This is a genomic window from Alkaliphilus transvaalensis ATCC 700919 (assembly GCF_000621485.1).
GTDB lineage: Bacteria > Bacillota > Clostridia > Peptostreptococcales > Natronincolaceae > Alkaliphilus > Alkaliphilus transvaalensis.
The window spans coordinates 1-14394 of record NZ_JHYF01000002.1; the positions used below are offsets into that span (position 1 = coordinate 1).

At 34.2% G+C, this 14394-nt stretch carries 11 protein-coding genes and 14 tRNA genes; 21 read left to right on the forward strand and 4 right to left on the reverse strand.

Going from position 1 to position 14394, the window contains the following annotated elements; translation table 11 throughout:
* Position 1 precedes the first annotated feature (1 nt).
* From T335_RS0102210 to T335_RS0102275, 14 genes are all read left to right on the forward strand, one after another.
* Positions 2 to 77, forward strand: a tRNA-Gln gene (locus T335_RS0102210).
* A 4-nt stretch (positions 78 to 81) separates the two neighbouring features.
* Positions 82 to 157 (forward strand) — tRNA-Lys (locus T335_RS0102215).
* A 16-nt stretch (positions 158 to 173) separates the two neighbouring features.
* A tRNA-Cys gene (locus T335_RS0102220) sits at positions 174 to 248 on the forward strand.
* Between the two features lie 4 nt (positions 249 to 252).
* Positions 253 to 329: transfer RNA gene (locus T335_RS0102225), tRNA-Arg, on the forward strand.
* Positions 330 to 352: 23 nt separating this feature from the next.
* Positions 353 to 427: transfer RNA gene (locus T335_RS0102230), tRNA-Asn, on the forward strand.
* A 7-nt stretch (positions 428 to 434) separates the two neighbouring features.
* Positions 435 to 523 (forward strand) — tRNA-Leu (locus T335_RS0102235).
* 42 nt (positions 524 to 565) lie between these two features.
* A tRNA-Tyr gene (locus tag T335_RS0102240) sits at positions 566 to 650 on the forward strand.
* A 9-nt stretch (positions 651 to 659) separates the two neighbouring features.
* A tRNA-Gly gene (locus tag T335_RS0102245) sits at positions 660 to 733 on the forward strand.
* 21 nt (positions 734 to 754) lie between these two features.
* Positions 755 to 843, forward strand: a tRNA-Ser gene (locus tag T335_RS0102250).
* A 6-nt stretch (positions 844 to 849) separates the two neighbouring features.
* A tRNA-Ser gene (locus T335_RS0102255) sits at positions 850 to 940 on the forward strand.
* Between the two features lie 8 nt (positions 941 to 948).
* Positions 949 to 1025 (forward strand) — tRNA-Pro (locus T335_RS0102260).
* An 18-nt stretch (positions 1026 to 1043) separates the two neighbouring features.
* Positions 1044 to 1120, forward strand: a tRNA-Ile gene (locus T335_RS0102265).
* Positions 1121 to 1144: 24 nt separating this feature from the next.
* Positions 1145 to 1221: transfer RNA gene (locus T335_RS0102270), tRNA-Ile, on the forward strand.
* A gap of 12 nt (positions 1222 to 1233) precedes the next feature.
* Positions 1234 to 1309 (forward strand) — tRNA-Phe (locus tag T335_RS0102275).
* A gap of 319 nt (positions 1310 to 1628) precedes the next feature.
* Here T335_RS0102275 and T335_RS21460 read toward each other — a convergent pair.
* Positions 1629 to 2687 carry a ribonuclease H-like domain-containing protein gene (locus T335_RS21460; protein ID WP_051569093.1) on the reverse strand — a complete coding sequence of 353 codons (1059 nt, stop codon included), beginning with the start codon at positions 2685 to 2687 and terminating at the stop codon, positions 1629 to 1631.
* Positions 2688 to 3124: 437 nt separating this feature from the next.
* On the opposite strand from T335_RS21460, the gene T335_RS0102285 reads away from it, so the two are divergent.
* Entirely contained in the window at positions 3125 to 5158 is a 2034-nt protein-coding gene (locus T335_RS0102285) for an ATP-dependent helicase (protein ID WP_026476096.1), read from the forward strand.
* A 120-nt stretch (positions 5159 to 5278) separates the two neighbouring features.
* On the opposite strand, the gene T335_RS0102290 is transcribed toward T335_RS0102285, so the two are convergent.
* Entirely contained in the window at positions 5279 to 6274 is a 996-nt protein-coding gene (locus tag T335_RS0102290) for an asparaginase (RefSeq protein ID WP_026476097.1), read from the reverse strand.
* Between the two features lie 618 nt (positions 6275 to 6892).
* Here T335_RS0102290 and T335_RS0102295 point away from each other — a divergent pair.
* The 4 genes from T335_RS0102295 (at position 6893) to moaC (ending at position 10698) form a co-directional block, all read left to right on the forward strand.
* Positions 6893 to 7510, forward strand: a complete 618-nt coding sequence (locus T335_RS0102295; RefSeq protein ID WP_026476098.1) for a lactate utilization protein — start codon at positions 6893 to 6895, stop codon at positions 7508 to 7510.
* Positions 7511 to 7826: 316 nt separating this feature from the next.
* Positions 7827 to 8981, forward strand: coding sequence for a cysteine desulfurase family protein (locus T335_RS0102300; protein WP_026476099.1), 1155 nt, complete (start codon positions 7827 to 7829; stop codon positions 8979 to 8981).
* The gene (thiI, locus tag T335_RS0102305; RefSeq protein ID WP_408605156.1) at positions 8981 to 10165 is read left to right on the forward strand and encodes a tRNA uracil 4-sulfurtransferase ThiI; all 1185 of its coding nucleotides are present in this window, start codon (positions 8981 to 8983) and stop codon (positions 10163 to 10165) included. The genes T335_RS0102300 and thiI overlap by 1 nt, the downstream gene beginning before the upstream one ends.
* Positions 10166 to 10215: 50 nt before the next feature.
* A complete protein-coding gene (moaC, locus tag T335_RS0102310; protein WP_034327545.1) occupies positions 10216 to 10698 on the forward strand; it encodes a cyclic pyranopterin monophosphate synthase MoaC in 483 nt (160 codons plus the stop codon).
* Positions 10699 to 10863: 165 nt separating this feature from the next.
* Here moaC and T335_RS0102315 read toward each other — a convergent pair whose 3' ends face one another.
* Positions 10864 to 11646 (reverse strand): ZIP family metal transporter, encoded by a 783-nt coding sequence (locus tag T335_RS0102315; protein WP_026476102.1) that lies wholly within the window; start codon positions 11644 to 11646, stop codon positions 10864 to 10866.
* Between the two features lie 235 nt (positions 11647 to 11881).
* Here T335_RS0102315 and T335_RS0102325 point away from each other — a divergent pair, with 235 nt between their 5' ends.
* A complete protein-coding gene (locus tag T335_RS0102325; RefSeq protein WP_026476103.1) occupies positions 11882 to 12496 on the forward strand; it encodes a DNA-3-methyladenine glycosylase in 615 nt (204 codons plus the stop codon).
* A 1-nt stretch (position 12497) separates the two neighbouring features.
* Here the strand turns inward: T335_RS0102325 and T335_RS0102330 are convergent, their stop codons facing one another.
* The gene (locus tag T335_RS0102330) at positions 12498 to 13217 is read right to left on the reverse strand and encodes a lysophospholipid acyltransferase family protein (protein ID WP_026476104.1); all 720 of its coding nucleotides are present in this window, start codon (positions 13215 to 13217) and stop codon (positions 12498 to 12500) included.
* A gap of 320 nt (positions 13218 to 13537) precedes the next feature.
* On the opposite strand from T335_RS0102330, the gene T335_RS0102335 reads away from it, so the two are divergent.
* A complete protein-coding gene (locus tag T335_RS0102335) occupies positions 13538 to 14371 on the forward strand; it encodes a carbon-nitrogen hydrolase family protein (protein WP_026476105.1) in 834 nt (277 codons plus the stop codon).
* The last annotated feature ends 23 nt before the right edge of the window (positions 14372 to 14394 follow it).

A 14394-nucleotide genomic window follows, 5' to 3' on the forward strand; every position in this document is an offset into this window, starting at 1 on the left:
TTGGGATATAGCCAAGTCGGTAAGGCAACGGACTTTGACTCCGTCATCCGCAGGTTCGAGTCCTGCTATCCCAGCCAATTTGACCCATTAGCTCAGTCGGTAGAGCACCTGACTTTTAATCAGGGTGTCCCGCGTTCGAGTCGCGGATGGGTCACCAATTTCTAAAATGATAAGGCGGCATAGCCAAGTGGTAAGGCAGAGGTCTGCAAAACCTTTATTCCCCAGTTCAAATCTGGGTGTCGCCTCCAAAATGCGCCCATAGCTCAGCTGGATAGAGTGTCTGACTACGAATCAGAAGGTCGGGAGTTCGAATCTCTCTGGGCGCACCATTTATTTAAGTAGTAAAAAGTTTTCCAGAGTAGCTCAATGGTGGAGCACCCGGCTGTTAACCGGTAGGCTGGAGGTTCGAGTCCTCTCTCTGGAGCCATATAAATGCCGAAGTGGCGGAACTGGCAGACGCACAGGACTTAAAATCCTGCGGTCCTTACCGACCGTACCGGTTCGATTCCGGTCTTCGGCACCAACAAATAAAGCTGGTAAGTTCTCTTACCAGCTCTAAAAATCAGGAGGGGTTCCCGAGCGGCCAAAGGGGGCAGACTGTAAATCTGTTGTCAGCGACTTCGAAGGTTCGAATCCTTCTCCCTCCACCAACTTATCATGCGGGTGTAGTTCAGTGGTAGAACTTCAGCCTTCCAAGCTGACCGCGAGGGTTCGATTCCCTTCACCCGCTCCATTTTAATAATTATATAAGCAAGGAGAGGTGTCCGAGTGGTTTAAGGAGCTGGTCTTGAAAACCAGTGATTCCGAAAGGGACCGTGGGTTCGAATCCCACCCTCTCCGCCAAAATCTGGAGAAGTACTCAAGTGGCTGAAGAGGACGGTTTGCTAAACCGTTAGATCGTGTATGCGGTGCGCGGGTTCGAATCCCGCCTTCTCCGCCAGATTTTATCCGGGTGTAGCGCAGTTTGGTAGCGCACATGGTTTGGGACCATGGGGTCGGGAGTTCGAATCTCTCCACCCGGACCATAAAAATTTATATAAAATGGGCCTTTAGCTCAGTTGGTTAGAGCGTCCGGCTCATAACCGGTAGGTCCGGGGTTCGAGTCCCTGAAGGCCCACCATCCATTTTATATAATTTAATTTTAGGGCTTATAGCTCAGCTGGTTAGAGCGCACGCCTGATAAGCGTGAGGTCGGTGGTTCGAGTCCACTTAAGCCCACCAGCTTATTTTTATGCCCAGATAGCTCAGTCGGTAGAGCAGGGGACTGAAAATCCCCGTGTCGGTGGTTCGATTCCGCCTCTGGGCACCATTAGTAACTAGTGTACTTTATACACTAGATTTTTTTTGCACTTTTTTAAATTGACAATTCTATAAAATTAAAAAATATATTTTAAAAGATTTTTTATTCGAAATTTAAGAGAGTATATTAAATAAAGTATGGCTGAAAATTATGGATAAACTTCTAAATGACCATAGTTTTTTATGTATTTACATGAAAAGAAAGACACTCCTTAAAAGTGTCTTAAATAGAGTATATTTTAATTTAAAAAAGATATTTGTTTGTTCATTATGGCCTTTCTAAGACCTCTAATTTTAGCAATCTACTTAATGATGCAGGAAATCAATGCTTAGGTGTTAGAGGCTAGTTTTTCGTTGGTATTCATTGCAAGATTATCAATTATGTGATTGATAAGGCTAATAACAGCTAATAAACCTGCTTTTGTACTTAGATCAATTTCCATAAGATGCTGATAAAAGAAAGGACTACATTCATCATCAAGCATTGTTGAATTGAAACAAGGCTCAAACTCATTAAGATTAAGATAATAGAGTTTTTTCTTATCTGGTAATATCCTTTTCTTCAGGGGGATTTCGATCTGAAAAATTCCATCCTTAGGGATCCAATTAAAATCATAGCTAGTAGTGTAGTGTACTTCTGGTGGCAAATTAGATTGTTTAGAAGTCTTACCAGATACTCTAAGACAATTTTTCTTAATTATGATATCGTTAGGGTGATAACTAAGATTCATTAACTTATTAGGAACCTCTGGTATGATGAAAGTTTTTTCAAGTAAAGAATTTACATCAGGAAAATGGTCAAAGATAGTAGCCACCTTTGCTAGATAATAGATATCTTCATAATTATGAAGTAGTATCGTTTTTTCAAGGGCCGGTGACGGGTTAGATTCATAAGTTTTATAGAGCACTACACTATCTTTTCCACTAATGGTATCTTGTCTATTAATCCCTAGATAATTCTCAACAGTTTTAAGTTTTAAATTCTCCAACGGTAATTGTCCCTTGCACTTTTTCAAGAAATGAAGAATATCAAAATGTTTTATATCATCGTGGGGCCACGTAATATTATACTTCTTGAAACGTTCCTTTAAAAATGGATAATCAAAGGTTACTCCGTTGTAGGTTATAAGGAAATCATACCTTTTAATTTCTTCTGCAAAAAATTGTAATAGTTCTTCCTCTTCATGTATATTTTCTGCAAAAAATTGCTTAATAACTGTTCGGTTATTATGGGGATAGAGAAGACCAATTAAAATAACGTTATGATATTTAGAACTTAAGCCAGTTGTTTCTATATCTAATATGCAAAAAGTGTTTTTTTCTAAAATCCCTCTGTAAAAGGAGGGCATTGGAAATTTTTCGTTGATGGTATGGTTTTTTATTTTCATAAATTCCTCCTGTAAAAATACTCACAATTAATTTAATCATATTTTATCATATTTTAGAGGATTCACGCCTAAAAAGAGACAAAAATTAATACTTCTTTTGCTAAAAAGATAGAGTCTATTGAAATAATTTGAAACGAAGGCAAAGAGGAATAGCATTAATTGATAGAATTGACCTTAGTATAATAAAAGAAAATGATGAGGAAGAACGTTAAGTCGAGCTATTGGTTTATAGTTTTGCAATTGTTCTAACGTAAAAGATATGATACACTTTTAAATGAAGATTCTATGGTGAAAAGCCTACTTTTTCTGTGGAAAAATTCTATATTGATTAGTTGGAAGTGACAGAAGGTTATAAAATATAATTTGAACTCAGTTCATGGGTTAGTTATAATACCTTGTAATAAGTATACAAAAAGTATGTATTAAAGAGGTGTATAATGGATTACCAATTTTTAAATAATTTAAATCATCAACAAAAAAAAGCTGCAATGCACGTTAATGGACCTTGTATGATTTATGCAGGGCCAGGTTCAGGGAAGACAACAGTAATTACCCATAGATTATCGTATTTAATTAAACAATATAAAATTAATCCCCAAAATATTTTGGTAATAACTTTTACTAAAGCAGCTGCAGAGGAAATGAAGAGTAGGTTTCATCAGTTTCAGGGAGATTTTTTTGAGTCAAATGTAAATTTCGGAACCTTCCATTCGGTGTTCTTTAAAGTAATTAGAACATGGGGCGGATATGGACTAAAAGATATTTTAAATGAGAAGGAGAAGTATATCTTAATTAAAAATATAGTTAAGACTTTAAATATTGAACATGGAGAAGATGACGAATACATTAAAGAGATCATTTTAGAACTAGGTTTATACTATAGCAATTATTTAAATCGAGAAGCATTTACTCCTCATACGATGGATAAAGCAGATTTTATTAGGATTGTTGATTGCTATGAAAACTATAAAAAGGATAATAAAAAAATAGATTTTGATGATATGTTAATACAATGTTATCATTTATTAAAATCTAATCCTAAAATTTTAAGTAGGCTAAGACAACAATATCAGTATATTTTAATTGATGAATTTCAAGATATCAATATGATTCAGTTTGAAATTGTTAGGATGCTGGCAGAACCACTGAATAATCTCTTTGTTGTAGGGGATGATGATCAGTCTATCTATAGTTTTAGAGGTGCCAACCCACAATTTATTTTAGAGTTTGACAAGATTTATCCAGAGGCTGAAAAAATCATTATTAATATGAATTATCGATGTAGGCAAAAAGTGATTGAAAGGGCCAATGCCTTAATTAGTAAAAATCAAGTTAGAGTAGACAAAAAGATAGAGGCCTTCAAAACAGAAGGAGGAGTGGTTGAATATCATTCACCAAAAGACCGTGAGGAAGAAAAAAAGGAAATTTGTGAACTAATCCAAGATTGTTTAAAGAGGGGATATCATTATAAGGATATTGCAATCATCTATCGAACAAATATATTGGCAAATGGAATGATAGAGGCCTTACTAGAATATCAAATTCCTTACTATTGTAAAGATCAAGTGAATAATATCTATGATCATTGGGTTGTTAGAGATATAATTGCCTACTTAAAATGTGCCAATAATATTAATGATAGAGAATCTCTGACAAGGATTCTAAACAAGCCCACTAGATATATTTCTAAAAAGTCTGTTGCAGAAGCTAATAGTTATCATAAGGACTTAATAACCTCATTAAAAGTAAAAGGAAATTTAAAGCCCTATCAAATTAAGTTGTTGGATCAATTAGAAATAGACTTTAAAAATATTAGTCGACTAACTACAATTGAGGCTATTAGATATATACGAAAAGAAATGAAGTATGATGAATATATAGAAGGATACTGTTTTGACAAGAAAATCTCTAGTAATGGGATTTTTGAATTGATAGATGAATTTGAAGAATCTTCACTAAAATATTTAGAACATCATGCTTTCTTAAAACATATAGAAGATTTTAAAAATATGATTAAGGAGCCAAAGAAGAAGGAAGCAGGCGATAATGAGGTTCAGCTATTAACTATGCATAGCGCAAAGGGGTTAGAGTATGGTGTCGTTATTGTTGTAGATGCAGTAGAAGGAATTACCCCCCATAGCAAGTCAATGGAAGAGGTAGATGAAATAGAAGAAGAACGTAGATTGTTTTATGTAGCTATTACTAGAGCTAAAGAGGAACTTTACATTTATTCCCCACAATTCCGATTTGATCGAAAGGCTGAACCCTCCAGATTTATAAACGAGATGCAATATACAGGACCAAAGAGATCTGAGTTAAAAATAGGCAAAGAGGTCTTTCATAAAATTTTTGGAAGGGGTTTTATTGAGGGACTTACAGAAAAAATTGTTAAGATACGCTTTACGAAGAATAATTTAGTTAAAGATTTAGACCTAGAAATTTGTATGAAGAATAATATTTTAAATAATTGAAGAAAGAAATGGCCAGTATATTTTGATTTGTATTAGGGAAAATAAATACTAATTCTTTTGTTATAAAAAATAGAGATCGACATTTGTCGATCTCTATTTTTTATAACGAATAGGAAAGTCTTACTTTTTATATTGATTATACTCCATTATTTCTTTGATCTCATCAAGATTTTTAGTAACACTTAATGCCAACATTAATTTAATGCGGGCTTTCTGACCTGGCAAATCTCCACCCAAGATAACGCCAAGGTTTCTAAGGTGACGGCCACCACCCTCATAACCATAACTATCTAATACTCTTCCTGTAGGGCAACGGGATACCATAACAACTGCTACCTGCTGCTTAATGGCATACTGAATTCCTTCAAGCATAGTAGGAGGTACGTTACCTCTTCCCATAGCTTCAATAACAATTCCCTTTGAACCAGAATCAACACAATAGTTAATAAGGCGGGAATCCATGCCAGCTGCTGATTTTATTAAATCAACTTCAGGAACGATAGAGTCTGTTAGGATATGTTGACGATTAACGATATCTCTATGTAGAATAACTTCATCATTGTCAACAATTCCTAAAGGTCCATACTCTAATGATTTAAAAGTATCTAGACTTAGCGTGTTGGCTTTTGTTACCTCACTAGCAGCATTAACTTCATTATTCATAACAACTAAAACCCCTTTATTAATTGCTTCAGGTGAAATAGCTGTACAAACTGCTGCAGCCAAATTACTCGGACCATCGTAACCTAATTCTGAACTGTTTCTCATTGCTCCAACAACTACAATCGGTTTAGGACTATCAATTGAAAGGTCAAGTAGATAAGCAGTTTCCTCCAATGTATCAGTCCCATGGGTGATAATAACTCCAGTAATATCATCTCTATTTAAGGTATCCACCACCAGTTTTCTCAAATCCATCATCATATTAATGTCAATTTGAGGGCCTGGTAATTTAGAAAAGTTAAGCGTTTCAATTTCTGCATATTTATCGATATTAGTCACCAAAGATAAAATTTCTTGACTAGACAATGATGGGATGGCTGCTCCTATCCTTGGATCTACAGACATTGAAATTGTTCCACCAGTAAAAATAACGGCCACTTTAGGTTTATTCATAAATAAACCTCCTTTTAGTTATATTGATTAATTAAGACTTAATTATTATCTACTGCAACATTATTATATATTATCATATTAATTTTGTGAATGACAAAATTGTAATAAAAACAATCTAAAGGAAATTTGGAGTGAATTAAATGAGAATAATAAAAACAAAAGTGGCATTACAAAAATAAAACTAGTACTAGCAACATAAAAATTAAAGTTTAAGTTTAAGGGAAGAAAAATGATATGAAGAAATTATGTGAAGAAATTATGTGAATTGAATAATAGGAACCGTTATGCTGTTGAGTATGACATAATGTGGCTAAATAGTTTAAATTAAAAAAGGGTAAAAAAATAACTGGGTCGCGGACCCAGTTTCACATTTAGCTTAATGTGATTTCAAAAGGGGTATTGGGAATAGAGATTATATAATCGAGGTTACCAGGGGGATAACCACATTTAAATTATAACAAATATCGACAAAAAATGCAACTGAAAGAATGTATTTTTATTCGACATTTAAAAAGAATTTTATGGTTAATAGGGCATAGTTTTAAAGCTAAAGGGATTTAGTTTGTAATTGAACCTCAATGGTGTATAATTAAGTTATAGACATGTTTAAGGAGGTAAATGAAATTGAATTTAGCTGTAGAAAATCTTATAAAAAAATTAGAAGAAAAGAAATTTAAAGTCAAGTATTTTGAGAAAAAAGAAGAGGCTATTGAATCAGTTTTGGCAGAAACAGTGGATGATCATGTAGTTGGAATTGGTGGCTCAATGACGATAAAAGAATTAGAACTACATGAAATATTAAAGGGGCAGGGCAAAGAGATATATTGGCATTGGCTAGTAGAACCTCAAGAAAGAAACGCAATAAGACAGAAGGCAAATAATGCAGATGTATATTTATCAAGTACAAATGCTTTAACAGAAGCTGGAGAACTTGTTAATATAGATGGGTTAGGAAATCGAGTAAGTGGGATGTTTTATGGCCCTAAAAAGGTAATTGTAATTTGTGGAATAAATAAAATTACTAGTGACTATAATACGGCGATAGAACGAATTAAGAAGAGTGCCTGTCCGTCAAATGCTAGACGATTAGGTCTTAAAACACCCTGCGCTGCCACAGGTGAATGCAATGATTGCCTAAGTCCTGATAGAATGTGTAATATCACAACTATAATAAGCCATAAACCGATGGCAATTGACTTTCATATTTATTTGATTGGTGAAAACTTAGGTTATTAGTATAAATAGTAGCAAATAAATAAGTTTTATAATATTACAGATAAACCCATTAAACCTCAGAATATTAGGTTGGATCATCTAATATGTCTGAGGTTTTAAATGTGCTAATGAGTAGTTTGATAATTTATTATAGCGTTTGACAATTTTGGTTTTATTGTTTCTAAGCTGGAAAAGATTTAATTCTAATTTACAGGACTAATTCAATCATTCTTATTGCTTTTGGATATACTATTTTTTGAGGAAAACTTTACAAATTGCAATTATTCAGATATGATAAAAATTGTAATTATGGAATGAATCGAGGGTGAAAATATTAATGGAAGTATATTTAGATAATGCAGCCACAACAAAGCCTAAGAAGACCGTTATAGAAGCTGTTGTAAAGGCTATGGAAGAAAATTATGGAAACCCTTCATCCCTTCATCGAAAAGGGGTGGAAGTGGAGAAAAGTATTAAAAATGCTAGAAAACTTATCGCAAAGACATTAGGCTGTAAAGATCAAGAATTTTACTTTACATCAGGAGGTACAGAATCTAATAATATTGCTATAAGAGGTATTGCTGAAGCAAATCATAGGGCTGGCAAGCATATTGTGACTACAAAAATCGAGCATCCCTCAGTCTTAAATACCTTTAAAGATTTAGAAGGAAGAGGCTATGAGGTTACGTATTTAGATATAGATAGTGGTGGGTTTATCTCCTTAGAAAAACTTGAAGCTTCTATTAGAGAGGATACGATACTGGTATCAATTATGCATGTAAATAATGAAGTTGGAAGTATACAGCCTATTCAAGAAATAGGAAGACTTATTAAAGGTAAAAATTCAAAAACCTTATTTCATGTAGATGCTATTCAATCCTTTGGAAAAATTAAGTTTATATTATCTAATTTGGAAGTGGATACAATGGCCATTAGTGGTCATAAAGTTCATGGGCCAAAGGGAATCGGTGGATTATACGTAAAAAAGGGTATAAAAATAAAACCTATCGTTACTGGTGGCGGACATGAGATGGGTTTACGTGCAGGCACCGAAAATGTACCAGGGATTTTAGGTTTTGCTGAAGCCGTTAGGATCATAATGGAAGAACAAGACCAACAAATTAAACAAATGAAATTTTTAAAAAGTTACTTTATAGAAAAGATACAGGGAGAAATTAAAGATGTGGTGATCCATAGTGGTACAGAAGAAAGCTTTGCGCCCCATATTATCAACATGTCTTTTATGGGTACAAAAAGTGAAGTGTTACTTCATAGCTTAGAAGGCGATGGTATATATGTATCTTCTGGCTCTGCCTGTTCATCAAAAAAGAAGGGCTACAGTCATGTTCTTTCTGCCATGAAAATAAAGGAAGCTTTAATAGATAGTTCTTTAAGAATAAGTGTAAGTGATACTAATACAAAAGACGAAATAGATTATGCAGTTACCCAAATAAAAAAGCAAGTCGAACTACTTAGAAAAATTATGAGGTGATGAAAGTGGACAAAGTCATCGTAATCCGTTATGGAGAGATTATGTTAAAAGGTGCTAATAAAAGATTTTTTGAGGACAAGTTAGTAGCCCATATTAGGCATGCAATTAGCGACCTAGGAAAACCTAAGGTATATAAGGCCCATAGCCGTATCTATGTGGATGTTGATCATTATGATGAAGATCAATTGATTGAAAGAATTAAGCGGGTTTTTGGAGTAGCTTTAATTAGTACAGCAAAACGATTTGAAGTTGATTTAGAAAGAATTAAGGAAGTTGCTTTAGAAGAGCTAAAGGAAAGAATAAAACTTGATGGTGCTAAAACCTTTAAGGTGGAAAGTAAACGGGTAGACAAGAAATTCCCCCTACAGTCATTAGAGCTTAGTCGAGAAATTGGAGGATATCTACTGAAGAATGAAGACAATATATCGGTGGATGTACATAATCCAGATACTAGAATATATGTTGAAGTAAGGGACCAAGCCTATGTTTTTAGTAATAAGGTGATGGGACTAGGAGGACTACCAGTAGGATCAAATGGCAAGGCATTATTGCTTCTTTCTGGGGGAATAGATAGCCCTGTAGCGGGATGGATGGTTGGAAAAAGGGGAGTAGAGATAGCGGCAATCCATTTTCATAGTTATCCTTTTACAAGTGAAAGAGCAAAGGAAAAGGTGATGGACTTAGCTAAGATCATTTCAGGCTATGTAGGGCAATTTAAGCTTTATTCTATTAATCTATTGCCTATTCAAAAAGAAATTAATGAAAAATGTCCAGAAGAGGAAATGACGATTTTATCTAGAAGATTTATGATGAAGATTGCTGAGCGGGTGGCAGAAAAGATTAAAGCAAATGGATTAATTACAGGTGAAAGCTTAGGTCAAGTAGCTAGTCAGACGATTGAAAGCTTACATGTAACCAATTCAGCAGTTAGTATGCCAGTTTTCAGACCGTTAATTGCAATGGATAAAGTTGATATCATTGAAATTGCAAGAAAAATTGATACCTTTGAAACATCAATATTGCCCTTTGAGGACTGTTGTACAGTCTTTTTACCAAAACGCCCAACGACTAAACCAAGATTAGATAAGATTTTACGATCAGAATCTAACTTGGATGTAGAAGGATTAATTGAAGCGGCTTTAGAGAATATGGAAATTGAAAAGATTAGTTTAGATGATGAGTAATAGCCTATTTAATTAAAATATAATTCACCAAAAAAAAGGAGGAGATTAAGTTGGATCAAGCCAATGATTTTACCCATTTTAATGAAGAAGGTAGAGCTAAAATGGTTGAAGTAGGGGAAAAATTAAATACTCGTAGAGAGGCAGTGGCAGTAGGACGAATCTATATGATGCCCGATACCTTAACAAGAATTATTGATAAAAATATCAGCAAAGGTGATGTATTGGCAGTTTCACAGGTGGCAGGAATAATGGCTGCAAAGCAAACCAGCAACTTAATCCCTATGTGTCATAATATTATTTTGACAGGAGCAGACATTAATTTTAGCATCGATAGAGAAAATAGCAAAATTGATATTGAAGCAGTAGTAAGAACAACGGGTAAAACAGGAGTAGAAATTGAAGCATTAACTGCAGTTTCTACAGCTGCTCTAACTATTTATGATATGTGCAAGGCAGTAGATCGAGGAATGACCATTACTGATATCAAACTTGTCAAGAAAACAGGCGGAAAGTCAGATTATATTCGAGAATAAATTATTGTTATAAAACTTTAGACAGCCTTTTAATCTAGAAGAAACCCAGTAGAAAAGTATTAGACTATACTAACTACTGGGTTATTTTCTTGATAAAGGATTAATACCTCTATTACTAACTCAATTTCATTAAGCAGTTCATTAAGCAGTAAGTTTATAAAAAAGTTATCCTAGACTAATATCTAAAAACATCATAATTACAAATCCAATCATTAAACCATAGGTAGCAAGTCTTTCATAGCCATTTTTCTGGGTTTCTGGAATTATTTCATCACAAATTACATAAAGCATCGCTCCACCTGCAAAGGCTAAAGCATAGGGAAGAATAGGTTCCATCCAATGGACTAATCCGATTCCTAAAAGTCCTCCTATTGGCTCTACTAGGCCAGTTAAAAGGGCAATTAAAAAAGCTTTGGCAGCAGTATATTTTTCTCGAATTAGGGCTAAGGCCACAGCTAAGCCTTCGGGTATGTTTTGAAGTCCGATGGCAATAGCAATGATCAAACCATTAGCAACATCACCATTACCAAAACCTACCCCAACAGCTAATCCCTCTGGAAAGTTATGAAGGGTAATGGCAATGACAAATAACCATACTTTTCTTAAAGGCATTGCCTCCTTTGTGTTAGGAATTTTTAACACTCTATTGTGGGGTGAATAGTGATCCATAAAATCTAAAAAGATGCCACCCAGCATCACTCCAATTGCAGCCACATAGGCCCCCTTTACACCTCCTCCAGCATATTCGACAGCAGGAACAATTAAACTAAAACATGTGGCAGCTAACATAACCCCAGCTGCAAAGCCTAATAATGTATCTAAAGTTTTATGGGAAACATCTTTGGTAAAAAAGATTGGAATCGCTCCTAATCCTGTACATAAGCCTGCAGCTAAACTGGCTATTAATCCAACGTAAATTATATTATATTGAGATAGAAATTCCACCATTATTAACACCTCCAAATATTGTAATTAACCTGCTACAATTATAATATTGAGGATGGCGGCTTTTGGTTACCCTAAAGGTATTACATTTTATTGGATTGAAATTCATAATTATTTATATAATAGGATATTATTTCAAAGCTATGGCATTATATAATTTACTAAATGGATCAAAAACCTTGAAAACTGTAACAAATGGTAATATCTATATATAAGAATTAGATAAGGAAGGTGTTAAATGAAAAAGTTAAGTAGAGGGTTTTATAATAGACCGACTTTAGATGTAGCAAAAGAACTTCTTGGGAAATTTATCGTACTAAATACAGGTGATAGCCGATTAGTTAGTAAAATTGTCGAGACAGAGGCCTATATTGGAAAAATTGATAAAGCTGCCCACTGCTATAATAATAAAAAAACCCCAAGAACAGAAGTAATGTTTGGAAAGCCAGGGATTGCTTATGTATATTTAATTTATGGTATGTATCATTGTTTAAACATCGTTACCGAAGAAGAAGGAGAAGCCGCAGCAGTATTAATACGGGCTGTAGAGCCTATCGAGGGTTTAGAAGAAATGATATCAAATAGGTATAAAAAGAGCATAGGAGAAATAAAAAGGAAAGAATTAATTAATCTGACCAGTGGACCAGGAAAACTTTGTATTGCAATGGGAATCACTAAAAAATATAACGGTGAAGACCTTTGGGGAGAAGAACTTTTTTTAACAGAAGAAACCTCCCCAGCAAAAATGGATATTGTCACTTCAAAAAGGATCAATATCGATTATGCTGAGGAGGCGATAGATTTTCCATGGCGCTTCTATATAAAGGATAATCCCTATGTATCTAAAAAATAAACTAAGATGGACTTTGGTCAAGATGATCCTTAATAATATTAAATACAGTAACTGTTAAGTCAGAGGACTTATCAATATCCTTTGGCTCTACAGGGGGAGATACTATAATTCTTACACTTGCTGGCTTAATTCGATTCCCATTACCTTCAAATATTTTATAAGAGCCACTAATGGTGATGGGGACGATTAAGGCATCTGCTTTTGTAGCCATTCTTAAACTGCCAGGTTTAAAGGGACTAATTTCATGGTTTTTGCTTCTTGTCCCTTCAGGGAAAATTACCATAGAATGACCTGATTTTATCATTTCAGTTGCCTCAGAAATAGTTCTTAAAGACTGTCTCATATCTTTACGATCCATAAAAACACAGTCCATCAACTTCATCCAAGTACTAACAATTGGTATTTTCTTTAGTTCAATTTTGGCTACAAAGCCTATAGGGTTAGGTAAATAAGCTAATAGAAGGGGAATATCAAAGTTTCCTTGATGATTACTAACAAATAAAATATTTCTATCAGTAGGTATATTTTCCAAACCAACCACTTCAACTTTACTTCCAGTTAAGCTTATTAAAAATTTGGCCCACTTTTTTGCAATTCTATTGGCATAAAGTCTTTTTTCTTTAATCTTTCCCGCTTTTATAAACCTGTTTATTTTAGGTAAATGGATTGTTGTATAAAGGGTATAAATTCCGAATGAAATAAACCATAGTATTGTGCGCATTTTTTTACCTCCTTTTTTTATGTATATGCAGACAAACCTTCTCATAACATTTTAATTGAAAAAGCAAATAAAGGCAAGGAAGGACAGTCTGTATAAAAAATAAAAGCAAGAAAGGAAAATGTAGTTTTATCTCGAAAAGAGTAAAAAGAGTAAAAAGAGTAAAAAGACAATAAAAGCAAGTGATAAAAGTTAATATTTAATTTGATAATAGACTTTATATACTACCCAATGTGGGGAAATTCACCGTATCATAGATCGTTATCTTTAGTTTCCTCGCTATACTTTAAATTTTATTAATGGATGAAAGGGAGGTAAAAATAATGAGTAAGTTTAAAGTGGCCATCTGTCAAATGAATGTTGAGAAGGATAAAAAAAGAAACTTAGATAGGGCAAAGTCAATGATTCTAGAGGCTGTTAAGAAATATTCTCCTCAAATAGTAGTATTGCCTGAAATGTTTAACTGTCCCTATGAAAATAAGTATTTTCCTCTATATGCAGAGGATTTTTCAGGTGAAACAACAGAAATGTTATCGACTTTGGCAAAGGATTTAGAGATCTATATCGTTGGGGGATCAATTCCAGAAAAAGATGGGAGTGCCATTTATAACACCTCCTATACCTTTAATCCTGAAGGTAAAATGATTGGAAGTCATAGAAAAATGCATCTTTTTGATATTGATATAGAGGGGGGAGTCTGCTTTAAAGAGTCCGACACTTTAGGGTATGGTAAAGATATTACGGTTATAGAGACAGCCTATTGCAAAATAGGAATTGCCATATGCTATGATATGCGGTTTCCAGAGCTGATGAGATTAATGGCCTTAGAAGGGGCAGAATTAATCATTTTACCGGCTGCCTTTAACATGACTACGGGACCAGCCCATTGGAATGAACTAATTAAAATAAGAGCGTTAGATAATCAAGTTTATTTCGTTGCTGCTTCTCCCGCAAGGAACTTAGAGGCAAGTTATCATGCCTATGGTCATTCTAAAATAGTAAACCCCTGGGGAGATACAGTGACGGAAGCTGGACACCAAGAAGAGATCATATGGGGAGAAATTGATTTAGACTATGTTAAAAAGATTAGGGAGCAGTTACCTTTACTTAAACATAGAAGGTCAGACCAATATGAGCTAAGAAGATTGAAGTTATAGGCAATATTTTGTACAATAGAATT